The following is a 25,108-nucleotide window of genomic DNA, read 5'->3' as shown; positions in this document are numbered from 1 at the left end:
ATCCATTGCTAAATATTGAGATGACAACATTATAGTGATTAGCAAAGTATTTTTATACGCGAATAATGCAAACTTGTTAAAATAGCTCAATATCGTCCTGCGACGTAATTTCGTTAATTTCTTCTCTTTGTTGTTCTTGTTCGAGTCTTTCAAGTATTTTTTCACGCTCTTTCATAATGTGATCAAGGTATGTCATCACTTCATTAAATGAGCTTTGAATTTCATCACCAACCGTTAAGTGATGGCGCAAACTTTCGACAGTCTCTTCCACTGAGCCTAAAATGTATTCTTCTTGGTCTGACTCTAACGCCAACCGCGGCACAGTATCACAAAAGCGCTGGTATAGGGTTTCGATTAACTCCACCGACACTTTACTATTGTTATACAAACTTTGCAGCTGCGCACGCAGTGTACTGTCGACCAGTTCAAACGTTTTAGTGATTTGTTGCGCTTGCTCCGATAACTGATTATGCAATTCGAGTGTACCAAGCTTGGCGTTTGTTGCTTCCAAAATATGTGGAAACAAATCTTTATAACGACCATAAAGTGGCGCGTCATCTACAGGCATATTTTTTACTAACAAAGAGACATTTGGGTAGTTAATAATTGTGCGCGAACCAAAATCGATAAACCGCTCGCCTTCTTTCGCGTTGAGCATCAGCTCCTTCTCAAGAGGGCATACCGCGCTATTGTTGGAGAAAAATTCATTACCACTTTCAAACCAAAACGCTGTAACTACATTTAAATTAAGCGGTGAAAAAAACTCAAATAAACACTCAGAAAGGCGCGTAAGTGACTTAACACCGTAAGTTTGACTTACATACCGCATAGCGCGCCCCATATCGCTGTAATCGGTCATTGCGATTGCAGCAGTATTTTGCGCTTGTTCTATATCTTGCTTTAATAATTGTGACTGCTTTTTATATTGGTGAAGTACTTTAATGCGTGCTAATAATTCTTCTGTTTCAAATGGTTTAACGATGTAATCATCTGCACCCGAATTATAGCCTTTGATGCGCTCTTCAAGAGAGCTACGAGACGATAAGAACATGATTGGAATATCCTGGGTATCAAGTTGTTGTTTTAACTTGCTACATACTTCAAACCCATTAATACCTGGCATTTCAACATCGAGCAAAATGATATCGGGATGAGTATCCCTTGCCATTTTAATGCCCTCTTCACCATTATATGCATGACTTACTTGGTTATTATCTGTGAGCGTTTTTTCGATTATTTGGTGGATTAGCTTGTCATCATCAATAGCAAGTACACTGGTTAACATGCCTAAACCTATATTATTTATTAGCTAAAATTAAGCATAGACTTAACCAAATGAAATGCATAAAAAAAGCCGCTAAATTTTAGCGGCTTATTAGATTTTATTGAATACCGCTATGGCGCAGCAAGGCATCCACATTTGGCTCTCGCCCTCTAAATGCAACAAATAGTTCCATAGGCTCTTTTGAGCCGCCCATTTCTAATACATTATTTAAGAATGATTGGCCTGTTGCTCTATTGAAAATACCTTCTTCTTCAAAACGTGAAAACGCATCAGCAGAAAGCACTTCAGCCCATTTATACGAATAATATCCTGCCGAGTAGCCACCAGCAAAAATATGACTAAAGCCATGTTGAAAACGATTAAACTCAGGCGCTTTTACAACCGATACTTGTTCACGCACCTTATTTAAAATTGTCTGAATTTCATCGCCATTTGATGGGTTGTAGTCAGCATGAATATGGAAATCAAATAATGAAAATTCTAACTGGCGAATCATCATCATTGCTGATTGATAGTTTTTAGCCGCTAACAATTTATCGAGCAAATCCTTCGGTAGCGGTTCACCTGTTTCATAGTGTCCAGAAATAAACGCCAGTGCGTCTTCTTCATAACACCAGTTTTCTAAAAATTGGCTTGGTAATTCAACCGCATCCCACGCCACACCATTAATGCCCGAAACCGCGCCCACATCCACTTGCGTTAGCATATGATGAATTCCATGACCAAACTCATGGAATAAAGTGGTTACTTCGTAGTGCGTAAATAACGCAGGTTTGTCACCAACCGGTTTATTGAAGTTACATACCAAATAAGCCACAGGCAATTGTACGTCACCATTAGCACGCACTTTGCGGCCAATGCAATCATCCATCCACGCGCCACCGCGTTTATGGTCACGCGCATATAAGTCTAAATAGAATGATCCGCGCTTTTCGCCGCTGCTATCAAAAATCTCAAAAAAGCGAACATCTTTATGCCAAGTATCAACACCTTGCACTTCTTTGACGTTAATACCAAATAGACGGTTTACGGTTTCAAACAAGCCGCTTAGTACTTTGTTTTCAGGGAAGTATGGGCGCAAAATTTCATCTGAAATGGCGTATTTTTCCTGTTTAAGCTTTTCACTGTAATAGGTGTAATCCCATGCTTCTAACTTACTAATACCGTGTTTTTCGTTTGCGTAGGCAGTAAGTTCAGCAAGCTCTGCTTGTGCTTGGGGTTTTGATTTAGCTGCAAGGTCATTTAAAAAGTCGAACACTTGTTGTGGCGATTCTGCCATTTTGGTTGCCAGTGACTTATCAGCAAAGTTTTCGAAATCGAGCAATTGCGCCAGCTCATGACGAAGTGCAAGCTCTTCGGCCATAATGGCACTGTTATCAAACTCACCAGCATTTGGGCCTTGATCAGACGCTCGAGTGCTAAATGCAATATAAGTTTCTTTACGCAGTTCACGGTTGTCTGCATGGGTCATCACAGGTAAGTACGATGGGAAGTCGAGGGTAAATAACCAACCTTCCAACTCTTTACTTTCGGCTGTGTGTTTTGCAAGTGCGATTGCAGACTCTGGTAAACCCGCTAAATCCGCTTCGTCTGTAATATGTTTTTGCCAAGCAAGTGTGGCATCCATCACATTATTACCAAACTTAGCTGCAAGCTCCGATAGGCGCGCAACAATCTCACCGTAACGCTTTTGCTTTTCTTCAGGCAACGCAATACCTGAAAGTTTGAAGTCACGCAGGCTATTGTTAATCGCTTTTTGCTGCGCCTCTGAAAGGTTTGCAAATTCATCGCTTTCGGCAATCGCTTTCGTTGCTAAAAATAACCCCTGGTGCTGGCCTACAAAGGTAGAATATTCCGAGATAAGCGGTAAACACTCATCATAGGCTGCGCGCAGTTCTTCGCTATTTACTACAGAATGCATATGCGACACTGGTGACCAAAGACGCGTTAACTTATCGTCGACTTCATCCAATGGCGCAATAAAGTTATCCCAAGTATACGACTCTTGCGCTAATACTTGCTCAATCGTTTGCTTACAATCCGCAATACCCTGTTTTAATGAAGGCACAATATGCTCAGGTTTAATTTGTGAAAATGGTGGTAACCCTTCAAGGCCAATTAATGGATTAGTCATAAAACGCTTCTTATTAATTTGTCATTGTTAATTTAGATTGGGGCAATCGATAAAAATTGCAAGTTAGGCTATTGTGTTATCGGTTAGAATACCTATATCTGATTAAAACAAAGATTTAAAAAATTAAGGAACTTCAAATGGCAAAGCATTTTGATTATATCGCTATCGGCGGTGGCAGTGGTGGTATTGCATCGGCAAACCGAGCGGCAATGCGCGGTGCAAAAGTCGCCCTAGTAGAAGCAGGCCCGCTAGGTGGTACATGTGTAAATGTTGGCTGTGTTCCTAAAAAAGTAATGTGGCATGGTGCGCAAGTTGCTGAGGCAATTAAACTTTATGCACCTGACTATGGCTTTGATGTAGAAATTAAAGAGTTTAACTGGCCTAAATTGCTTGAAAGCCGTGAAGCTTACATTGGCCGTATTCATAAAGGTTACGACAATTACTTAGCTAGCAACGGCGTAACGGTTATTCAAGGTTTTGCTAAATTTGTGGATAACAAAACCATTGAAGTAAACGGTGAGCACTACACTGCCGACCATATTCTTGTTGCTGTTGGTGGTCGCCCTAGCATTCCTAATATTCCAGGTGCTGAATACGGTATCGATTCAAACGGCTTCTTTGAATTAAAACAGCAACCTAAGCGCGTAGCGGTTGTAGGTGCTGGATATATTGCAGTTGAACTAGCAGGCGTAATGCACGGTTTAGGCACTGAAACGCATTTATGCGTTCGCCGTGATACACCGCTTCGCACATTTGACCCACTCATCGTTGATACTCTTATGGAAGTGATTGAGTCAGAAGGTCCAACTCTTCACACAAACGCTACGCCAAAAGAAGTTACAAAAGAATCAGACGGTTCTTTAACACTACATTTTGAAAATGGTAACAGCGTTAATGTTGACCAAGTTATTTGGGCGATTGGTCGTCAGCCAACCACAGATAAAATCAATATCGCCGCAGCAGGTGTTGAGTTAACAGAATCAGGCCACGTAAAAGTGGATGAATTCCAAAATACTTCAGCTCAAGGCGTTTACGCTGTTGGTGATATTATTGAAAACGGTATTGAACTTACCCCGGTGGCTGTTAAAGCGGGTCGTTTATTGTCTGAGCGCTTGTTCAACCCTGAAATGCCAAATGCCAAAATGGACTACAACTTAGTACCAACCGTTGTATTTAGCCACCCTCCAATTGGCACTATTGGTTTAACTGAAACCGAGGCCCGTGAACAGTTTGGTGATGATGACATTAAAGTGTATACCTCAAGTTTTACTGCAATGTACACCGCAGTAACACAGCACCGTCAACCATGTAAAATGAAACTGGTATGCCAAGGCCCTAACGAGAAAATTGTTGGCTTACACGGCATTGGTTTTGCCGTTGATGAAATGATTCAAGGGTTTGGTGTTGCCATGAAGATGGGTGCAACCAAAGCTGATTTTGATTCGGTTGTGGCGATACACCCCACTGGTTCAGAAGAATTTGTTACTATGCGTTAGGAACTGAGCAAAAAGTCGCTCTAACGCTAATAGAAAAACAAAAAAGGGTATCATTTGATACCCTTTTTTACTTTCACATCAAATGAAATTAGCCAGTAAATAAATAGCCTTTAGAACGCACAGTTTTTATTATGCTTGGCTGATTTGGGTCGCTTTCTAACTTACTGCGAATCGATGAAATATAAATATCCACTTGGCGATTCTGACCATCATAATCAATGCCCCACAGCGTTTTGAAGATAGTATCTCGCGTTATCACTTCACCACTATGCTCCACCAGCAACAGCAATAAATCATACTCAGGGGCTGCGAATTCTAATACACGATCTCGCTTTTTAACTTCACGTTTATGCTTATTAATAGTGATGTCGTTAAATGAAATACCCTGCTCTTTAGTTACTTCAGCATTCACTTCTCGGCGCAACAGGGCGCGACACTTTGCTAATAATAAACGCGGCTCGATTGGCTTCGAAATATAGTCGTCAGCACCAAACTCTAAACCCAACACCTGATCAATGGTGTCACCTCGCGCAGTTAACATCGCCACTTTACCAGTGTAGGCAGATTTTATTTGTTGGAATACTTGCATACCATCAATATCTGGCAGCATTAAATCCAGTAACACTAAATCTGGTTGCTCGGCAATAATCTGTTGTACTGCGGTTTGTCCTTCGCTTATCACAGTACAATTAAACTCGAACTGCTGAAAAAACGACTGTGTTAAACTCGCCAACTCCGCATCATCTTCAACAATTATCAGATTATATTTTTCCATTTAATGCCACTTTAAAATTCGAAGTTAAATCCTAGCTTTGCTCGTACTGTATTACTTTGCACACCCCAGTAAATATCTGACGAACGCTCGCCCCAATCTGCTGAAACAAAAACTGAGAGCTGTTGATTAATTTGATAATCAACTTTAGAACCAATACGTAAGCTTTTATCAATGGTTGCCAGTTCGCTATTTTCATCCAACCCGTAAGCTTCGATTAAATCACTTTTACTGTAATCTTGCTGAAAAAAGTTCACATAACCCGCAACACTCCATTTATCATCTAACTGATAAACTAACGCAGTTTTTAAAATAGCACCTAAATAATTAAGCCCATCGCTTGCGTCGTTGCTCTTTAATTCAAATTGTACTTTAGCTAACAATTGATTGTTGTAAAAAAGTTTATTCCATTCAACACCAGCTGCCCAAGACTTATTATCAAAGCCATAATTGGTATATGAAAAGTCCCCAAACTGCACTTCTATGGTTTTAAAACTTCTATCCATGTACTGACCATACATGTACCACTCACTACTTTTTGAAAACAGACGATAGCCTAATGTTAATGCGCTCGACGTAATTTGTGGCTCGCCACCTCTAAACTGATTTCGCTGTTCAAATTGCAAGGCGATTTCTTTATCGCTTGCCAGCGGCCATGCTAGTTCGGAATCGAGTTTAAATAGCAGTTTATCGTAATCACTAAAATCAGCATTATCGATATTACGGATCAGCAAATTGTTTTTCCAATTTACCTGCTCGCCCAAATAGCTGTATTTTATAATGGCCGCCGATTCAACAAACATTGAATTTGGCTTTTCAAGAAATGGGGAAATGTCTATACCAAGTTCTTCAGGCATCACAATTTCGCCATCTAAACTATACAAATAGCCTTTTTGAGAAATAAAATATTCTTTGCCATCAGGTAATACAAAGTAAAAACTATCTAAGTACGGATCATCATCTAAAAAATAGTCGCCAAAGCTAAAGCGAACGTTGTCATCGTATCCGGTAGCAAGTGTGCCAATAAGTCCCCACTGGCTTTTTGATGGTTCAACCTCGACAAGCTGCGATTTAGCGTTAATCTCGTTAAGCATAATATCGATATTAAAGCGCACATTTTCAGGCAATTCAGTCACTTGTTTTAAACTTAATAAGTGCTCTTTTGCCACGTCAAATTTGCCCAATTGCATTTGCGTTAATGCCAACTCTAAACGCACACGGTGCTGCATCGGATTTTGCGATAATTGATAGCTAAGCAGAGTTTCAGCTTCCAGCCATTCACCGCGCTCATTGTGCAGCATTGCTTGCTCGAACGCACTAAGCGGCTGATTTTTATCACTTGCAAAACACGGATTAATAATCTGTGCCAATAATAGGTGAGCAATCGCAAACTTAAATAATTTAATAGTCTTCATCGCTTTCAATCTCTTGTTTTACTTTTTCTTCAAGCGCCTTGAGTTCTTGCTTCATTTTCTTGATGTCTTTTCGCTTTTTATTTTTATCAGTGGGCGTTTTCGGCGTACTTGAAACACCGCTTGTATCATTAAGTAAGTTACTTTTATCTAACTCACTGATCGCATTTTGTAATTTGCCTTTAATGCCAACACCATAACGCTGCTGAGGTTGAAATTTTTTATCCCAATCACCCCAGTCAATTGCATTTTTACTGTCGCTTTGTGGTTTAAGCGCTTTGTTACTCGGTGTATTTTCCGGCTCTTTTTTAGGCGGTTGCGAAGCAAATAAGGAAAATGCATTAAGCAGGCAAAAAAGGAAAAATAGCGTTCTCATTATTCACTCCCTTTAGACTGAAAATGAATACTAAAGTGAGCGCCTACTTGCGTATCAATCAAGCTGATATCTGCATCATGTTGTGAGGCAATTTGCTGTACTATGGCCAAACCCAATCCATAACCGGAAGTTTTATTACTGCGGCTTTGATCTTGTTGGTAAAACGGCTCAAAGATGTGCTGTTTACTTTGCTCATCAACACCGGGGCCATCATCAATTACATCTAACACGATATTTTGCTGATAATTTGTTAGTTGAACCGTTACCGATTCTTTTGCAAAGCGCGCGGCATTATTAAGTAAATTCTCGAGCATGCGTGTAAAAAGCTGTTTATTGATTTTGAGCGCATACTCTTGCTGCGCTTGAAAGGTAAATTCAATGTGAGGAAAGACTATTTGCATTCCTTGCACAATTGCAAGCACAAACGAATTTAACGCGACATTTTCTTTAACTATTGCTTTGTTATCAGTGAGCTTTTCGTAGCTAAGTAAGTCACTTATTAATAAGTTAAGCTGATTTAGGTCGGCTTTAGTTTGTGCGATTAAGGCGTTATCGACACCTAATTGAATATTTAATGTTTCGAGCCTAAATTGTGCTTTTGATAAAGGGGTTCGTAAGTCATGAGATACAGCGCGCAACATTTGGTGTTTTTGCTCAATTAAGCGTGTGATCCGCAGTGCCATTTGGTCGATTTTCCAAGTTAACTGGTTAATCACATCAAGGTTTTGTGGTATTTCTTCCGCTTGTATTAGCTCAGGCTCAATAGCATCTACCTTATCTTGAATATACGTTAATCGTTTAACCAACAAGCGAATAATAAATAATATCACCACGGCTAATACACTCAGCACGGCAATAAATCCTGAGATTAATAACCAGTGGGGATATTGTTCAAATACTTTAATTGTGCCTAATTTAAGTAAATCTTGAGAGTTGCCCCAAGGCGCATAAATATCAAACGATAAGCTGCTATCAAATTCAGTTTGCCAAACAATGACCATTTCACCACGCGCTAAACGCTCTAATTGCTCACTATCGAGCAATTGGCTCGCCTCATTAACTCGGTTAATCGGGTAGTGAAATTGATTGCTGATGGTATCAAATGCCGCTTGGCGCTGTTGCGTACTGTATAAGCCAATTTCATTAAGTAATAAAAATGCTGTGCCAGTGGCAATTTGCTCACTCACGCCATTTAAATGCATGGTTAATAAATGAGTGTCGTTAATTGGATATTCAACAATGTAACCATTATTGGCTTGAACATTGGTAGAGATACTGACTTTATTTAGATTCGGTGGTTTATCGACTAAAGTCAGCGATACATTCATAAGCGATGCAACTAACTCGAGCCAACGTTCACGGTTTGCAGTGTTAGTTTGTCGATTAATACCCTGCTTGAGTAGGTACAAGGTGCCAGAAAGTTGCTCAGCCAAATGCTGCTGGTAACGGTATTGGTTCACCGAAGAAAATACAAGGTAGGAAAGCAGTAAGACCAAGCTTACTGCTAAAATAACCGAACCATAAATACGTAAAAATAACGTCTGCAAATGATCTCCTAACGATACCAGCAGGGTAAAATATTAACTAAAATTGATCTATTGCTATCCTTGTTTACGTGTATGTTTGGCTGCTTTTTGCGCTTCGCTGTCATAACGCGGATTTAAAACTTTAATTAAATCAATTGAATCTATCGCTTCAGGTAACTTAAAGGTTACAGGATATGCTCGTGGCATCGCACGGCAAAGGTCTTCTTTATTGCGCTTTAGTGCGAACTCGTACACACCTTTAGCTTCTTGCTGTAATAATTCAAAATCGTCTTTGCTTGTGCAACCTGTTGATTTTACCACAAACGAAATATACTCGGCCTTAGCATTAAAGCTGTATATTTTTTCTAGATTATTGAGCTCTTGTTCAGTCATTGTTTCAGATAATGCCGTGCTACTACACGCTGATGTAAATAGCGTCATTAATAATGCAGAAAGAGTGATATTTAATTGCTTCATAATATAGTCAAGCCAGCTAATCTAGCTGGCTTCTCCAAATTTAAATGTTTACGCTAATTTTCGACGCGCTGCGAAAGCAAAACCAGCTAATAACAACATAATACCTGTGCTACCGCTACTACGCTTAGGCTTTTTATTAATTGTTACCTGAACCGTTTTACTGCTATTTGCCCCAAATTGGTCAGTCACTGTTACTTTAAATGTAAGCGATTTAGCATCTTTGTATGCTGGCGCCGTAAGGTTAATAACTGCCTTTGTCGCATCTGCAATGGCTATTGTTCCTTCAGTCACTTCCCACTTATAAGTTAGTGAATCGCCTTCTGCATCACTGCTTTCACTGGCATCAAGAACAAAGTCTTTCGCTTCTTCCACTGTGATAGTGGCTTGTTTAACTTTGCTTTGTGGCGCAGTATTTTTAAGTACTGTCGACACTTCGTCAATATATGCTTTATCGTCACCTACCTCATCAAGGTCCGTTTCATCCTTGGCATAAATAATCGCGATACGGTCCACACCTTCTGTTAACGTCACTTCTTGTGCTGTGAACTCTGTATTATCAACACCTGATGCTCGTAAAATTACTTGATTGTTGTGACGAACCGTTAAAAAGTCCCAATCAGTCTCTGACGACACTAAATGCTTAAAGTTAAACTTCTCAACACGGTCGTTATCAATCGTTGCAAGTAAAACACTTTGTTGAAAGTGAGTGATATCTCCGCTTGCCATTGCAGCGTCACCTTGCGATGCTTTATTTGTTTGCGCTTGCCACGCTAAATCACCACCACTCCACCATTTAACACGATCATTATTGCTACCCACGATTTCATTCATATTCGCAGACTCTTGCTCAAGTACATTCGCGCCGTAGAAAATAATCGCTTCTTTGTTAATCGCATCGTTTGTGGTCACTCTTAACGCAAAGCCCGCATTGCCCGGTGCATTTGTTTTAACACGTACTTTGATATCACAATTTTGTTCAAACGATAGTGTTTTTCCGTCACATAAGTTTTGTTCAACCTCAGCTAATTCAACACCTTCTGCGCCAACAACTGCTGCGTTGGTCACCATAAAGTTATCGCTGCCAACGTTTTTAATATTAAATGTCGCTTGCTCGTTGAAAGTTTGCTCAACAAAACCTTGGCGGTTTATTTGTTTGTATGAAACGCCTGACTTTTTCGCTTCAACCCAATCGTTATAGTTTGCAACACGTGCATATACACCTGGTGCATTTGGCGCTGCACAACCATTACCAAAGCTTACAACACCTGCTTGATACCACTGTTCTTCATGTTTAAAGATAAGCGGGCCGCCACTATCGCCCTGACACGAATCTTTGCCACCTTCAACAAAGCCGGCACAGATCATATTATCTGTAATGCCCGTTTCACCGTCTTGTGTGTAATCGGCAATACATTGTTCACGGTTATAAAGTGGCACTTTTACTTCTTGTAAAATTTCTGGATACTCTGGAGCAGCTTCGCTGTTAGGGTTCATATTACCCCAGCCCATAACGGTCAATTCAGAGCCATCTTTTAAAATCGCTTCAATCTCTGGGGTCATTAACTTGATTGGCGTAACACCCGTTACTTCTTCTGTAAGCTCAATAATTGCAATATCGTTATTAAGACCTATGTCACCGTAGTTTTCGTGTTCATAAATTTGCGCAACACTAACACGCTTACCTGACTCAGGTTTAGTTGTATCATACCCACCAATCCAAACGTGCATGTTTTCAGCGGCAGAACCTTCAATACAATGTGATGCCGTTAGTACATAACGACCACCAATAAATGACGCACCACAAAATGGCGAGATACCCTCAGCGTGTGCAGAAATAAGTGAGGTCATAAACGGGTAATCACCTTGAGTAGCAGGCTTACCGTTAATAATGCGTGGTGTATGTTGGTTAAATGATTTTGGCTTAACTAAATTGACTTTCTCTGCAGCTACAACTGGCATATTAAATACTGCCAAACCTGCAAGTGCGAAAGGTAACGTAACTTTTTTCATAACATTTCCTATACTTTTCATCATGTCTTGAAACTGATTAGAAACCTTTTTGCAACATGACAATATTATAGAAATGTAGTTTTATGTAGGACTAACTTAAACCTAATTGAATCATTATATTAGTTCTGATAGCGCAATTTTGGTTTGCTTGTAATGATTAATCCCATCCGCTAATTGTTGGTACTTTCGTCTAAAAATGTGCTTTTTAATTACTTGGTTTTGACATGCTGCGGTAATTTCGCTACCCACTTTACCATCTTGCTCAATCATAAAAGGCATTAGCGAATAAACAGATACGCCAGTTTGCCACGTGCGCTGAATTTGCGTATCAACAGGGCAACCAAATTGCTCGGTAATCGCTAAAAGCTGTTTGGCCGCATGATAAGTAATTGCTTGTGCACAACAGCCTGTGAGCGGCTTCTTATGAAGTACTAAGTCAAACTGTTCATTAACTTGTTTTGTTGCTTTGATAGGTCGGGTGCGATTTTGATAAGCGGCAAGTTTTAATAGTTGCCATTCAAACTTTAGCGATTCAATGGTGCTAAATACCACATTGAGATCACCCGCTAGTTGAAAATCGTCTTCCAATACAATTGCATAAGGCAGCTTTTGTTCAACAATTTTTTGCCACGCTAGGCGATGACTTAAGAAACAGCCAATTTCACCATAGCCAAGATTGCGGTAATACTGTTTTGAATTTAATTGAGATGAATAATGCGCTTGAATTTCAGCGTCTGTAAGTTTTGTGCCGTCAATAGCTGGGATGCGTTCAAATTGAATATTTTGCGTAGCTAATCGTTCGCTACTTTTTTTAAGGCGTTCAGTGCTTTTATCAAGATTAATCAGGAATACTTTAGGTTGGTTTAGCATTGTAAAAACGCCAATCTAACAGCAAGGTATTCCTGATTATAGTGAGCTTAGTTTACAGTTTTATTTAATCTCAATACGTGGCGATTTCATAATTACTTCATCGTTTAGCTCAATGCCAATACCTGGTGCTTCTGATACTTCGAAGAAACCATTTTTTGGCTGCGGATCTTGAATACATAATTCGCGGTTCCACTTTTTAATTGCATAGGTGTGATGCTCATGAATTAAAAAGTTTGGAATAGCTGTTTCAAGGTGCAGAGATGCCGCAGTTGCAACGGGGCCGCCGCATACATGCGCTTGAATACGCACATCAAAAATATCCGCGTAATCACATACTTTTTTGGTTTCAGTAAAGCCACCGCACAAACCAATATCAGGTTGTAATACATCAACACTTTGATCTTCAAGGTAAGGACGTACACCCCAACGATTATATAAACGCTCGCCACCGGCAATTGGCACCGCTACTTTATCGGCTACTTTAGCGTGCAGCGAGTGATTTAAGTAATTCACTGGTTCTTCGTAATACATGCAATCAAACTCTTCAGCGATTTCACCTAGCTGAATTGCCGTTGTTGCACCTGGTAAGCTATGGCATTCAAAAATAATATCCACTTCGTCGCCAACCGCTTCACGAATAGCCGCCATACGTGCACGGTATAGCTTCATTTCGCCACGTGAAATAATCTTAGTGCGCTCGTAGTAAGTATTGCCATCTTTGTCATACATGATTGGGTCAACTTTAACCGCATCATAACCTTCAGCAATCGCTTTAAGCGCTGCTTCTGCGTATTCTTGTGGCTGCACTAGTGCTTTAAACTCATCATCCCAATCAAACTGTAATTGCGATGCATAAGTGCGAAGCTTGTCATTTACCTTACCGCCAAGCAGTTGGTAAACAGGTAAGTTAAGGGCTTTACCTTTGATGTCCCAAAGTGCAGTATCAATCGCACTCATCGCAGCATACACAACTGGGCCGCCACCTAAACCCCAAAAACTTTCGCGCAGCATACGCGACCATAATTTTTCAGTTTGGAAAGGGTCGAAACCAATTAAAAACGCTTCAGCAAATTCTTTAATCATATTTGCTGCTGCACTGTGGCCTAGATCATAAGCAAGACCTGCTTCACCAACACCTGAGATCCCTTCGTCCGTATGAATGCGAACAAAAACGGGGTTCCATTGCGGACGCTCAGGGCAATGGGTATCAAACACTTCGACGCGAGTTACTTTCATATTTGTTGGGCTCCTAATTATTGTTGCCAAACGTTAAATATTTACTTTGCACTTTGCAAAGATTTAGAGACTTAAAAGTACTTCAAACCAGTGAAGTACTTTGATGTTTGTTTGCTAATTATTCGGTAAAACTAGGATCGATGCGATACGCTAAACGACGCATTGCTGGCCAAGATTTTTGACCACCTGTACTACCTGTATGCACTTTGTTTTGTTGCTCTTTTACCGTATCTAAAATTTTCTGATCAATGGCAATAAGTGGCTGGCTAGTTGAAAGTGCCATCACTTGAATTTCACAAGCACGTTGTAAATCAGCCCAACGCATAAAGGCTTCGCCAATCGAAGGGCCTAAGGTTAATGCACCATGATTAGGCAGCATTAACGTATGTGCATAGCCTAAATCAGCTTGCAGGCGAGCTTTTTCTTCAGCATTTACCGCGAGGCCTTCGTAACCGTGGTAAGCAATATTGCTCAGTGGGAACATTGCATGCTGTGAAATTGGCTTTAAGCCGCCCTCTAAGCTTGAGACCACAATGGTTTCGTTGGTATGCAAGTGAATAACACATTGCGCATCGTGACGCACTTCGTGAATCGCGCTGTGAATGGTAAAACCTGCTGGGTTAATCTCAAACGGTGAGTCATCAAGGATTTCACCTTGTAGGTTTACTTTTACTAGGTTTGATGCGGTGATCTCATCAAATGTTAAACCAAACGCATTTACTAGATACTCATCTTTACCAGGTAAGCGAGCTGAAATATGGGTATAAATGGTATCGTCCCAACCATAGTAATGGGCTAAACGGTAACAAGCTGCAAGGTCAACGCGTAACTGCCATTCTTCATCTGACACTTTGCCTTTGAGATTTATTTCAGGTAATGCAAACATGGATAAGTCCTAATTCGTTAGATGTATAGAAGTCTAAATTAGCAAGCCATAGGTGGCAATGATCTAAGCCAAAGAATTCTGAGTTTTATGCAAAAAAAAAAGCGCAAAACAAGTTTGCGCTTTTTCGTGTACCAATAATAGTCCTTATTACAGCTTTTTCACACCCATGTTGTAAAGTGTAAAGCCATAAATATCAGCATATTGTTCAATGATTTTGCTTGTAGGCGTACCCGCACCATGGCCTGCATTAGTTTCAATGCGGATAAGTGTAGGGTTAGCACCTGCTTGCTTATCTTGAAGCTCAGCTGCAAACTTAAATGAGTGCGCTGGTACTACGCGGTCATCATGATCGCCCGTTGTTACCATAGTAGCTGGATATTCAACACCCTCTTTCACGTTGTGAACTGGTGAATAGGCTTTTAGGTACTCGAACATTTCTTTGCTTTGTTCTGCTGTACCATAGTCATACGCCCAACCAGCACCCGCTGTGAATGTGTGGTAACGAAGCATATCTAAAACACCTACAGCTGGTAACGCAACTTTGAATAGCTCAGGGCGCTGTGTCATAACTGCACCTACAAGTAGGCCACCATTAGAGCCACCATTTACCGCTAGCTTTTCGCTCGATGTGTAATTTTCAGCAATTAAATACTCAGCAGCAGCGATAAAGTCATCAAATACGTTTTGCTTTTGTAGTTGCGTACCCGCTTTATGCCATTTCTTACCATATTCACCGCCACCACGAAGGTTCGCAACCGCGTAAATACCACCTTGCTCTAACCATGCCGCGCGCGTTGGGCTAAAACGTGGTGTTAGGCTTACGTTAAAACCACCGTAACCGTATAAAATAGTTGGGTTAGAACCATCAAGCTTTAAGCCTTTCTTATACGTTAAGATCATCGGTACTTCTGTACCATCTTTTGACTTATAGAATACTTGCTTAGACTCAAATTGCGCAGGATCGAAGTCTGCACCTGACTTGCGGTACACTTCGCTCTTACCAGTCTCTACATTAAACTTAAATGTTGTACCTGGTGTTTTATAGTTAGTGAATGAATAGTACAGCTCTTTATCTTCTTTCTCACCGCCAAAACCACCTGCAGTACCTACACCTGGTAGTTCGATATCACGAACAAGCTTACCGCTCTTGTCGTATTGCTGTACTTTGGAAATTGCATCAACCATGTAACGTGCAAAAATGTAGCCACCACCCGTTGAAACGTTTAACACGTTGTCAGTTTCAGGGATTAAGTCCTTCCAGTTGTCTGGTGTTGGCTTAGCAGCATCAACCGTTACAATGCGTTTATTTGGTGCATCTAGGTTTGTTACTAAATAAAGCTTTGAACCTTCGTTCTCAATAACCTGAGTATCTGAGTTAGTGTGGTCTAAAATGGTTTCTAACTTGCTATCTGGTTTAGATAAATCTTTAATGAAAAGTTTGTTGCCCGACGTTGATACTGCAGCTGAAATCAATAAGTATTTATCGTCTTCAGTTACATAACCACCAACATAACGATGCTTCTGTGCATCTGTACCACCAAACACAACTTTGTCGTCAGCTTGCTTTGTGCCTAACTTATGGAAGTAAAGTTTGTGCTGGTCTGTTTTCGCTGACAGCTCACTGCCTTCTGGCTTATCGTAACTTGAGTAGTAAAAGCCTTCGTTACCAACCCAAGAAAGACCACTAAATTTAACGTCAACTAAGGTGTCTTCAATTTGCTTCTTAGTTTCAACATCAATAATAATCACTTTGCGCCAGTCACTGCCGCCTTCAGAGATTTGATATGCAGCTAATGAACCATCTTTAGAGAAAGTAATACCAGCTAAAGAAGTTGTACCATCGTCACTGAATGTGTTTGGATCAAGAAAAACTTCTGGCTCACCACCTTCAACTTGGCGATAAATAACATATTGGTTTTGTAAGCCATCATTTTTGTAAAAGTAAGTGTATTTACCTTCTTTAAAAGGTGCACTTACTTTTTCATAATCCATTAATTTAGTTAAACGCTCTTTTAGCTTGTCGCGGTAAGGAATTTGCGAAAGGTAGTCAAACGTTACTTTATTTTGCGTTTTAACCCACTGTGCTGTCTCTTCGCTCATATCGTCTTCTAACCAACGGTATGGATCAGCAACTTGCGTATCGAAGTAAGTATCTACAACTTCACCTTTCTTAGTTTCAGGATAAGTCAAAGCTGCTTGTGTTACCGTTTGCTCTGTTTTGTTTTCAACTTGAACCGATTCTTCACTTTTTTCAGCGCCACAGCCAACTAAAGCTGTGCACACAGCAAGTGCGAGTGCTTTTTTAATCATGATAATTCCCTAGAGTATATTTAACTCACTAACATATGGAATTATCAGTTTGTTGTCCAGCAAACAAGTTCAAATTAAATAATATATAAATCAATAAAATAGAGAGTTATCACATCATATCTTTACAATTATTTACTGTTAAACAGGCAATTAGAAATAAAAAAGCCAAGGCGTGAGCCTTGGCTGAAACGAGTCCCCAAACTCGCTGTACACTAATCTTTTTGGCAAGACTTGTTTTTAAGACGTTCAATATCTTGCTTGATCTGCTCTAAATAAGGATCGTTATAATCAAATTGAGAAAATGTTTCTAGGCAGGCGGTATAAAAGCGAATTCTATTTTCTTCTATACCTTTAATATCTTGTTCAAAATGTTCCATTTGTCAGCCTCTCCCTAGCCTTTCAATATCTATAGTGTAATTAATCTAGATCAAAGCAAAAGCATTTAAATTCAATAACTAACTGTAACTACTTTGTAATAATTATAAAAAACCAATTGATTCAATAAATTAGAGTTTTAACTCAGGAGATTACCAAGAACAAAAAGCCGCTTTCGTGCAGCAAAGTAGGAAATATCTTACATCTAATATCGTTAAATGATTCAGGGTTCAGGGTTCAGGGTTCAGGGTTCAGGGTTCAGGGTTCAGGGTTCAGGGTTCAGGGTTCAGCAATATTCTGAAGTCTGGCTGCTTAATTCTAAAATCTATTAATGTATAAAACGCAAAAAGCCCGCTCATTGAGCGGGCTTTTTACTTAATTAGGAGCTTGGCGATGTTCTACTTTCACATGGGCGAACCCACACTATCATCGACGCTGTTTCGTTTCACTTCTGAGTTCGGCATGGGGTCAGGTGGTTCCAAAACGCTATAGTCACCAAGCAAATTCGTAATTTGCTTTTTATTATTTATTTTAGGCTTTAAAAAACCCGTTGCATTTAAGCAACGGGTTTCTTTAATTAGGAGCTTGGCGATGTTCTACTTTCACATGGGCGAACCCACACTATCATCGACGCTGTTTCGTTTCACTTCTGAGTTCGGCATGGGGTCAGGTGGTTCCAAAACGCTATAGTCACCAAGCAAATCTGGTTGACTTAAGAGCTTGTCTTAAATCTAAATCTGGAAAACTGTCTTTTTATCTCAATTCGTAAAGTTTCTACTTTAGTACTTTGCTCTTTTCGAGCTATTCAACTTCTGCGGGTTATAAACCACTTTGGCGTTGTATGGTTAAGCCTCACGGGTAATTAGTACAGGTTAGCTTAATGGCTCGCACCACTTCCACATCCTGCCTATCAACGTTGTAGTCTTCAACGGCCCTTCAGTTAACTCAAGTTAAAGTGAGAACTCATCTCGAGGCTCGCTTCCCGCTTAGATGCTTTCAGCGGTTATCGATTCCGAACGTAGCTACCGGGCAATGCAATTGGCATCACAACCCGAACACCAGCGGTTCGTCCACTCCGGTCCTCTCGTACTAGGAGCAGCCCCTCTCAATTCTCAAACGCCCACGGCAGATAGGGACCGAACTGTCTCACGACGTTCTAAACCCAGCTCGCGTACCACTTTAAATGGCGAACAGCCATACCCTTGGGACCGACTTCAGCCCCAGGATGTGATGAGCCGACATCGAGGTGCCAAACACCGCCGTCGATATGAACTCTTGGGCGGTATCAGCCTGTTATCCCCGGAGTACCTTTTATCCGTTGAGCGATGGCCCTTCCATTCAGAACCACCGGATCACTATGACCTACTTTCGTACCTGCTCGACGTGTCTGTCTCGCAGTTAAGCTTGCTTCTACCATTACACTAACCGTACGATGTCCGACCGTACTTAGCAAACCTTCGTGCTCCTCCGTTACTCTTTGGGAGGAGACCGCCCCAGTCAAACTACCCACCAGGCACTGTCCACAACCCCGATTCAGGGGCCTATGTTAGAACATCAACACTACAAGGGTGGTATTTCAAGGACGGCTCCACACAATCTAGCGACTGTGCTTCAAAGCCTCCCACCTATCCTACACATGTAGGGTCAATGTTCAGTGCCAAGCTGTAGTAAAGGTTCACGGGGTCTTTCCGTCTAGCCGCGGGTACACAGCATCTTCACTGCGATTTCAATTTCACTGAGTCTCGGGTGGAGACAGCGTGGCCATGGTTACACCATTCGTGCAGGTCGGAACTTACCCGACAAGGAATTTCGCTACCTTAGGACCGTTATAGTTACGGCCGCCGTTTACCGGGGCTTCGATCAAGAGCTTCGCCGAAGCTAACCCCATCAATTAACCTTCCGGCACCGGGCAGGTGTCACACCCTATACGTCTTCTTTCGAATTTGCAGAGTGCTGTGTTTTTAATAAACAGTCCCAGCCACCTAGTCACTGCGACTCCCGTCCGCTTAGAGAGCAAGTCTCATCACAGATAGGAGCGTACCTTCTCCCGAAGTTACGGTACAATTTTGCCTAGTTCCTTCACCCGAGTTCTCTCAAGCGCCTTAGTATTCTCTACCTGACCACCTGTGTCGGTTTGGGGTACGATTCGAAATAATCTGAAGCTTAGAGGCTTTTCCTGGAAGTATGGCATCAACAACTTCCACTCCGTAGAGTGTCGTCTCGTATCTCAGCCTTAAAGAAACCCGGATTTACCTAAGTTTCAAGCCTACATACTTTCACATGGACAACCAACGCCATGCTTGTTTAGCCTGCTCCGTCCCCCCATCGCAATTATTCCAAGTACGGGAATATTAACCCGTTTCCCATCGACTACGCCTTTCGGCCTCGCCTTAGGGGTCGACTCACCCTACCCTGATTAGCATGGGATAGGAACCCTTGGTCTTCCGGCGAGCGGGTTTTTCACCCGCTTTATCGTTACTCATGTCAGCATTCGCACTTCTGATACCTCCAGCATACCTCCCGGTACACCTTCAACAGCTTACAGAACGCTCCCCTACCCCGCGAATAAATTCGCAGCCGCAGCTTCGGTGGTATGTTTAGCCCCGTTACATCTTCCGCGCAGACCGACTCGACCAGTGAGCTATTACGCTTTCTTTAAAGGATGGCTGCTTCTAAGCCAACCTCCTGGCTGTCTGGGCCTTTCCACATCGTTTCCCACTTAACATACACTTTGGGACCTTAGCTGGCGGTCTGGGTTGTTTCCCTCTCCACGACGGACGTTAGCACCCGCCGTGTGTCTCCCGGATATTACTTATTGGTATTCGGAGTTTGCAAAGGGTTGGTAAGTCGGGATGACCCCCTAGCCTTAACAGTGCTCTACCCCCAATAGTATTCGTCCGAGGCTCTACCTAAATAGATTTCGGGGAGAACCAGCTATCTCCCGGTTTGATTAGCCTTTCACTCCTAGCCACAGGTCATCCGCTAGCTTTTCAACGATAGTCGGTTCGGTCCTCCAGTCAGTGTTACCTGACCTTCAACCTGCCCATGGCTAGATCACCGGGTTTCGGGTCTATACCCAGCAACTAAACGCGCAGTTAACGCTCGCTTTCACTACGGCTCCCCTAAACGGTTAACCTCGCTACTGAATATAAGTCGCTGACCCATTATACAAAAGGTACGCAGTCACAGAACGAATCTGCTCCTACTGCTTGTACGTATACGGTTTCAGGTTCTATTTCACTCCCCTCACAGGGGTTCTTTTCGCCTTTCCCTCACGGTACTGGTTCACTATCGGTCAGTTGGGAGTATTTAGCCTTGGAGGATGGTCCCCCCATATTCAGTCAAAGTTTCACGTGCTCCGACCTACTCGATTTCACTGTAAATAAGTTTTCGTGTACGGGACTATCACCCTGTATCGTCAAACTTTCCAGAATGTTCCACTAACTACATTACAGCTTAAGGGCTAATCCGATTTCGCTCGCCGCTACTTTCGGAATCTCGGTTGATTTCTTTTCCTCGGGGTACTTAGATGTTTCAGTTCTCCCGGTTCGCCTCACTTACCTATGTATTCAGTAAGTGATACCACTAAGTGGTGGGTTTCCCCATTCGGAAATCCTAGTCTCAAGCGCTTTTTACTAGCTTGACTAGGCTTATCGCAAGTTAATACGTCCTTCATCGCCTCCAACTGCCAAGGCATCCACCGTATACGCTTAGTCACTTAACCATACAACCCAAAATGGTTTGTATTGTCAAAGACAGTTTTTAACTCCGCCAGAAGTTAAATATTGAATACTAAAGTAGATACCAACAACAACTTAATGTTGCGGCATATTTTCTTTACTTTATTTTGAGAACTCTAAATTAAATATTGTATTTCCTAAGAAATACTTAATTTAAAGTTTGTCAGCTTTCCAAATTTTTAAAGAGCAAATTAACTAAGCTATTGCTTAGCTAACAATCATCTGTGTGGACACTTCGAACAAAAAGTTCTAAATCGTATAAGGAGGTGATCCAGCCCCAGGTTCCCCTAGGGCTACCTTGTTACGACTTCACCCCAGTCATGAATCACTCCGTGGTAAGCGCCCTCCCTAAGGTTAAGCTACCTACTTCTGGAGCAACCCACTCCCATGGTGTGACGGGCGGTGTGTACAAGGCCCGGGAACGTATTCACCGCGACATTCTGATTCGCGATTACTAGCGATTCCGACTTCATGGAGTCGAGTTGCAGACTCCAATCCGGACTACGACGCACTTTAAGTGATTCGCTTACTCTCGCGAGTTCGCAGCACTCTGTATGCGCCATTGTAGCACGTGTGTAGCCCTACACGTAAGGGCCATGATGACTTGACGTCGTCCCCACCTTCCTCCGGTTTATCACCGGCAGTCTCCTTAGAGTTCCCGACCGAATCGCTGGCAACTAAGGATAGGGGTTGCGCTCGTTGCGGGACTTAACCCAACATCTCACAACACGAGCTGACGACAGCCATGCAGCACCTGTCTCAGAGTTCCCGAAGGCACCAAACTATCTCTAGTAAGTTCTCTGGATGTCAAGTGTAGGTAAGGTTCTTCGCGTTGCATCGAATTAAACCACATGCTCCACCGCTTGTGCGGGCCCCCGTCAATTCATTTGAGTTTTAACCTTGCGGCCGTACTCCCCAGGCGGTCTACTTAATGCGTTAGCTTTGGAAGACAGTTCCGAAAAACCGAACTCCTAGTAGACATCGTTTACGGCGTGGACTACCGGGGTATCTAATCCCGTTTGCTCCCCACGCTTTCGTACATGAGCGTCAGTGTTGACCCAGGTGGCTGCCTTCGCCATCGGTATTCCTTCAGATCTCTACGCATTTCACCGCTACACCTGAAATTCTACCACCCTCTATCACACTCTAGTTTGCCAGTTCGAAATGCAGTTCCCAGGTTGAGCCCGGGGCTTTCACATCTCGCTTAACAAACCGCCTGCGTACGCTTTACGCCCAGTAATTCCGATTAACGCTCGCACCCTCCGTATTACCGCGGCTGCTGGCACGGAGTTAGCCGGTGCTTCTTCTGTTGCTAACGTCACAGCTAGCAGGTATTAACTACTAACCTTTCCTCACAACTGAAAGTGCTTTACAACCCGAAGGCCTTCTTCACACACGCGGCATGGCTGCATCAGGCTTGCGCCCATTGTGCAATATTCCCCACTGCTGCCTCCCGTAGGAGTCTGGACCGTGTCTCAGTTCCAGTGTGGCTGATCATCCTCTCAAACCAGCTAGGGATCGTCGCCTTGGTGAGCCATTACCTCACCAACTAGCTAATCCCACTTGGGCCAATCTAAAGGCGAGAGCCGAAGCCCCCTTTGGTCCGTAGACATTATGCGGTATTAGCCATCGTTTCCAATGGTTGTCCCCCACCTAAAGGCATGTTCCCAAGCATTACTCACCCGTCCGCCGCTCGTCATCTTCTAGCAAGCTAGAAATGTTACCGCTCGACTTGCATGTGTTAGGCCTGCCGCCAGCGTTCAATCTGAGCCATGATCAAACTCTTCAATTAAAAGTGTTTTTGGAACATACGTTCCGACTCAATGAATTCTGATTTTGATATCGTAAAGATATCGAATTGACTGTGCTGAAATAAACTATGTTTATTTCCGTTGGTCACTCAGTTCAATTAAGTCTAAATTTTGTTACGCTAAAAGCGTATGTTAGAACTTAATCTGTACGAGTGCCCACACAGATGATTGCTTAAATTTTTAAAGAACAGTGCAAACAACCTTGTGTTTGCCGCGACACTTCGTCGCTGTTAGGGCTGCGTATGTTACGCTTTCCTAATTTTTTGTCAACACTTAATTTTGATTATTTTCTTTTTATTTTAAGAAAGTTTCAAAACTCAGTTTTACTTGACTCAACCAACTCGTGATTCGCTGCTATGCTGCGTCGTTCCCCGTGTTGGTGGAGGCGCATTATAGAGAGATCCGGACTTGGATCAACCCCTATTTCAAACTTTTTTTAGTTTTTTGGATCGTTTGGGTGAAATACGTACAAAACCGCCATAATTTGCAACTTTCGTTACATATTTATCACTTTTAAAGCTGGATAACTTAAGAAGTGACTATTTTTACATCAAAGTAAATTAAGCAAAGATCTTTATATAAAGACTTACGCCCCAGACGATTCCGACGATTAATAGTGAAAACGTAACCGCTGCTGAGCCCATATCTTTCGCGCGACCAGATAAAACATGTCTTTCTGTGCTTACGCGATCAGTTAACGCTTCAATTGCTGAATTTAATAATTCCACTATTAGTACTAATAGCAACACTGAAACTAACACAGCCCAGTGAATCAAATCTTGAGCCAACCAAAATGATGCCGGAAACATCACAATTGCCAAAAGCAACTCTTGGCGAAATGCTGCTTCTTCTTTTATTGCTGCTTTAATACCTAAATAAGAACAATAGCTGGCTTTAAATACACGTTGTAACCCGCCGCCGTTTGGTTTATTAATTTCGCTCATTTTATTTATCCATAAAAAAACCCCGATAATCGGGGTTTTATATCAAACTTTTAGGTTATTAAGCTACACCGTATTGGTCGCGATACGCTTTAACTGATGCTAAATGCTCAGACATATCACCTTTTTGTTCAAGGTAAGTAATAAGGTCAGCTAGCTTAACAATTGAAATTACCTGTGTATTAAAGTCACGCTCAACTTCCTGAATAGCAGAAAGTTCAGCTTTACCTTTTTCTTGGCGATCGAGCGCAATCAGTACACCTGATAAGTCAGCACCATTTGCAGCAATGATTTCCATTGATTCACGAATAGCAGTACCAGCGGTGATAACATCATCCACCAGCATGATTTTACCTTCAAGTGCAGAACCTACTAATGTACCACCTTCACCGTGATCTTTTTTCTCTTTACGGTTAAAGCAGTAAGGCACATCACGGTCGTGATGGTCTGCTAATGCAACTGCTGTTGTTGTCGCAATTGGAATACCTTTATAAGCAGGGCCGAATAACACATCAAAATCAATACCAGAGTCTTGTAATGCCGCCGCATAAAAACGACCTAAGCGAGCAAGGTCACGACCAGTATTAAATAAACCAGCATTAAAGAAATAAGGGCTAGTACGACCTGACTTTAGTGTAAACTCACCAAACTTAAGCACCTGCTTCTCAAGTGCAAATTCAATAAACTCTTTTTGATAATCTTTCATGTTGTACCCTATTACGCTAACGCTTGCTTTTGCATATCGATGATTTCGCGAATTGAATGCTTAGCTAATTCAAGTAAGTCAGTTAATTCGTCATAAGAGAACGGTTCGCCTTCAGCAGTACCTTGCACTTCTATAAACTTACCGGTCTCAGTCATAATCACATTCATATCCGTTTCAGCTTCTGAATCTTCTAAATATTCAAGATCCGTTACCGCTTCACCGTTATAAATACCCACCGAGATTGCAGCAATCATATGCTTAAGTGGATTTGCGTTGATCATACCTTTAGTACGCATGTAGGTAAGTGCATCGACTAATGCTACACATGCACCACTAATTGAAGCAGTACGAGTACCACCATCAGCTTGAATAACATCACAATCAATCGTAATTGTATTTTCGCCAAGCGCAGCTAAATCAACCGCTGCACGTAACGAACGTGCAATAAGGCGTTGGATTTCCATAGTGCGACCACCTTGCTTGCCTTTTGCAGCTTCACGACCACAACGGCTGTGAGTTGAACGCGGTAACATACCGTATTCAGCCGTGATCCAACCTTTACCTTGCCCTTTCATAAAGCGCGGCACGCCTGCTTCAACTGTTGCAGTACACAATACCTTGGTATTGCCGAACTCAACTAATACTGAACCTTCAGCATGCATTGTATAATTACGAGTAAAAGAAACTGGGCGAATTTGGTTAGGCGTTCGTTCACTAGGACGCATTGGATATCCTCACTATTCAA

General features: G+C 41.9%; 17 protein-coding genes and 4 rRNA genes. 1 reads left to right on the top strand and 20 read right to left on the bottom strand.

The features are described from left to right. Nucleotides 1–76: 76 nt before the first annotated feature. Nucleotides 77–1,285, bottom strand: coding sequence for a response regulator transcription factor (locus AC2IOM_RS06935; protein ID WP_138635038.1), 1,209 nt, complete (start codon nucleotides 1,283–1,285; stop codon nucleotides 77–79). Between the two features lie 97 nt (nucleotides 1,286–1,382). After that, the gene (gene prlC, locus AC2IOM_RS06930) at nucleotides 1,383–3,419 is read right to left on the bottom strand and encodes an oligopeptidase A (protein ID WP_486359519.1); all 2,037 of its coding nucleotides are present in this window, start codon (nucleotides 3,417–3,419) and stop codon (nucleotides 1,383–1,385) included. Between the two features lie 137 nt (nucleotides 3,420–3,556). Between prlC and gorA the strand changes: the two genes are divergently transcribed. Next, the gene (gorA, locus tag AC2IOM_RS06925) at nucleotides 3,557–4,915 is read left to right on the top strand and encodes a glutathione-disulfide reductase (protein WP_486359518.1); all 1,359 of its coding nucleotides are present in this window, start codon (nucleotides 3,557–3,559) and stop codon (nucleotides 4,913–4,915) included. A gap of 88 nt (nucleotides 4,916–5,003) precedes the next feature. Here gorA and AC2IOM_RS06920 read toward each other — a convergent pair whose 3' ends face one another. From AC2IOM_RS06920 to rph, 18 genes are all read right to left on the bottom strand, one after another. Continuing rightward, nucleotides 5,004–5,690, bottom strand: coding sequence for a response regulator (locus tag AC2IOM_RS06920; RefSeq protein ID WP_486359517.1), 687 nt, complete (start codon nucleotides 5,688–5,690; stop codon nucleotides 5,004–5,006). An 11-nt stretch (nucleotides 5,691–5,701) separates the two neighbouring features. Then, a complete protein-coding gene (locus AC2IOM_RS06915; protein ID WP_486359516.1) occupies nucleotides 5,702–7,102 on the bottom strand; it encodes a hypothetical protein in 1,401 nt (466 codons plus the stop codon). Continuing rightward, the gene (locus tag AC2IOM_RS06910; RefSeq protein ID WP_486359515.1) at nucleotides 7,089–7,475 is read right to left on the bottom strand and encodes a hypothetical protein; all 387 of its coding nucleotides are present in this window, start codon (nucleotides 7,473–7,475) and stop codon (nucleotides 7,089–7,091) included. The genes AC2IOM_RS06915 and AC2IOM_RS06910 overlap by 14 nt, the downstream gene beginning before the upstream one ends. Next, complete coding sequence (locus tag AC2IOM_RS06905) at nucleotides 7,475–9,022, bottom strand: sensor histidine kinase (RefSeq protein ID WP_486359514.1); 1,548 nt, start codon at nucleotides 9,020–9,022, stop codon at nucleotides 7,475–7,477. Before AC2IOM_RS06905 ends, AC2IOM_RS06910 begins: the two co-directional genes overlap by 1 nt. 54 nt (nucleotides 9,023–9,076) lie before the next feature. After that, the gene (locus AC2IOM_RS06900; protein ID WP_486359513.1) at nucleotides 9,077–9,478 is read right to left on the bottom strand and encodes a hypothetical protein; all 402 of its coding nucleotides are present in this window, start codon (nucleotides 9,476–9,478) and stop codon (nucleotides 9,077–9,079) included. Nucleotides 9,479–9,526: 48 nt separating this feature from the next. Beyond that, entirely contained in the window at nucleotides 9,527–11,488 is a 1,962-nt protein-coding gene (locus AC2IOM_RS06895; protein WP_486359512.1) for a S1 family serine peptidase, read from the bottom strand. A 114-nt stretch (nucleotides 11,489–11,602) separates the two neighbouring features. Beyond that, the gene (locus AC2IOM_RS06890) at nucleotides 11,603–12,358 is read right to left on the bottom strand and encodes a glycosyltransferase family 25 protein (protein WP_486359511.1); all 756 of its coding nucleotides are present in this window, start codon (nucleotides 12,356–12,358) and stop codon (nucleotides 11,603–11,605) included. 60 nt (nucleotides 12,359–12,418) lie between these two features. Next, nucleotides 12,419–13,594, bottom strand: a complete 1,176-nt coding sequence (locus AC2IOM_RS06885) for a mandelate racemase/muconate lactonizing enzyme family protein (RefSeq protein WP_100914059.1) — start codon at nucleotides 13,592–13,594, stop codon at nucleotides 12,419–12,421. Between the two features lie 118 nt (nucleotides 13,595–13,712). Further along, nucleotides 13,713–14,480, bottom strand: coding sequence for a class II aldolase/adducin family protein (locus AC2IOM_RS06880; RefSeq protein ID WP_486359510.1), 768 nt, complete (start codon nucleotides 14,478–14,480; stop codon nucleotides 13,713–13,715). Nucleotides 14,481–14,627: 147 nt separating this feature from the next. Beyond that, nucleotides 14,628–16,670 (bottom strand): prolyl oligopeptidase family serine peptidase, encoded by a 2,043-nt coding sequence (locus tag AC2IOM_RS06875; RefSeq protein ID WP_486359552.1) that lies wholly within the window; start codon nucleotides 16,668–16,670, stop codon nucleotides 14,628–14,630. Between the two features lie 332 nt (nucleotides 16,671–17,002). After that, nucleotides 17,003–17,167 (bottom strand): hypothetical protein, encoded by a 165-nt coding sequence (locus AC2IOM_RS06870; protein ID WP_158523446.1) that lies wholly within the window; start codon nucleotides 17,165–17,167, stop codon nucleotides 17,003–17,005. Nucleotides 17,168–17,550: 383 nt separating this feature from the next. Then, a 5S ribosomal RNA gene (gene rrf / locus AC2IOM_RS06865) occupies nucleotides 17,551–17,665 on the bottom strand. 83 nt (nucleotides 17,666–17,748) lie between these two features. After that, nucleotides 17,749–17,863, bottom strand: a 5S ribosomal RNA gene (gene rrf, locus AC2IOM_RS06860). A gap of 143 nt (nucleotides 17,864–18,006) precedes the next feature. After that, nucleotides 18,007–20,889 (bottom strand): 23S ribosomal RNA (locus AC2IOM_RS06855). Between the two features lie 275 nt (nucleotides 20,890–21,164). Further along, a 16S ribosomal RNA gene (locus AC2IOM_RS06850) occupies nucleotides 21,165–22,697 on the bottom strand. Together the 16S, 23S and 5S rRNA genes form the textbook arrangement of a ribosomal RNA operon. Nucleotides 22,698–23,276: 579 nt before the next feature. Next, nucleotides 23,277–23,660 (bottom strand): diacylglycerol kinase, encoded by a 384-nt coding sequence (locus AC2IOM_RS06845; protein WP_105170221.1) that lies wholly within the window; start codon nucleotides 23,658–23,660, stop codon nucleotides 23,277–23,279. 58 nt (nucleotides 23,661–23,718) lie between these two features. Further along, on the bottom strand, nucleotides 23,719–24,363 hold the full coding sequence (gene pyrE / locus AC2IOM_RS06840; RefSeq protein ID WP_038637440.1) for an orotate phosphoribosyltransferase: 645 nt from the start codon (nucleotides 24,361–24,363) through the stop codon (nucleotides 23,719–23,721). A gap of 11 nt (nucleotides 24,364–24,374) precedes the next feature. Further along, a complete protein-coding gene (rph, locus tag AC2IOM_RS06835; RefSeq protein WP_010561976.1) occupies nucleotides 24,375–25,088 on the bottom strand; it encodes a ribonuclease PH in 714 nt (237 codons plus the stop codon). Nucleotides 25,089–25,108: the final 20 nt, after the last annotated feature.

The sequence above is a fragment of the Pseudoalteromonas sp. NS-SX12 genome (assembly GCF_057367955.1).
The sequence above is the reverse complement of the archived record's forward strand: the minus strand, read 5'-3'. Positions and strand labels throughout refer to the sequence as shown.

What these genes read in the sequence shown, in the direction of transcription:
- AC2IOM_RS06920 (WP_486359517.1), bottom strand. Translation starts at nt 5,690, where the DNA reads ATGGAAAAATATAATCTGATAATTGTTGAAGATGATGCGGAGTTGGCG.
- AC2IOM_RS06880 (WP_486359510.1), bottom strand. Translation starts at nt 14,480, where the DNA reads ATGTTTGCATTACCTGAAATAAATCTCAAAGGCAAAGTGTCAGATGAA.
- prlC (WP_486359519.1), bottom strand. Translation starts at nt 3,419, where the DNA reads ATGACTAATCCATTAATTGGCCTTGAAGGGTTACCACCATTTTCACAA.
- AC2IOM_RS06915 (WP_486359516.1), bottom strand. Translation starts at nt 7,102, where the DNA reads ATGAAGACTATTAAATTATTTAAGTTTGCGATTGCTCACCTATTATTG.
- AC2IOM_RS06900 (WP_486359513.1), bottom strand. Translation starts at nt 9,478, where the DNA reads ATGAAGCAATTAAATATCACTCTTTCTGCATTATTAATGACGCTATTT.
- AC2IOM_RS06870 (WP_158523446.1), bottom strand. Translation starts at nt 17,167, where the DNA reads ATGGAACATTTTGAACAAGATATTAAAGGTATAGAAGAAAATAGAATT.
- rph (WP_010561976.1), bottom strand. Translation starts at nt 25,088, where the DNA reads ATGCGTCCTAGTGAACGAACGCCTAACCAAATTCGCCCAGTTTCTTTT.
- AC2IOM_RS06885 (WP_100914059.1), bottom strand. Translation starts at nt 13,594, where the DNA reads ATGAAAGTAACTCGCGTCGAAGTGTTTGATACCCATTGCCCTGAGCGT.
- pyrE (WP_038637440.1), bottom strand. Translation starts at nt 24,363, where the DNA reads ATGAAAGATTATCAAAAAGAGTTTATTGAATTTGCACTTGAGAAGCAG.
- AC2IOM_RS06890 (WP_486359511.1), bottom strand. Translation starts at nt 12,358, where the DNA reads ATGCTAAACCAACCTAAAGTATTCCTGATTAATCTTGATAAAAGCACT.
- gorA (WP_486359518.1), top strand. Translation starts at nt 3,557, where the DNA reads ATGGCAAAGCATTTTGATTATATCGCTATCGGCGGTGGCAGTGGTGGT.
- AC2IOM_RS06935 (WP_138635038.1), bottom strand. Translation starts at nt 1,285, where the DNA reads ATGTTAACCAGTGTACTTGCTATTGATGATGACAAGCTAATCCACCAA.
- AC2IOM_RS06845 (WP_105170221.1), bottom strand. Translation starts at nt 23,660, where the DNA reads ATGAGCGAAATTAATAAACCAAACGGCGGCGGGTTACAACGTGTATTT.
- AC2IOM_RS06895 (WP_486359512.1), bottom strand. Translation starts at nt 11,488, where the DNA reads ATGAAAAAAGTTACGTTACCTTTCGCACTTGCAGGTTTGGCAGTATTT.
- AC2IOM_RS06910 (WP_486359515.1), bottom strand. Translation starts at nt 7,475, where the DNA reads ATGAGAACGCTATTTTTCCTTTTTTGCCTGCTTAATGCATTTTCCTTA.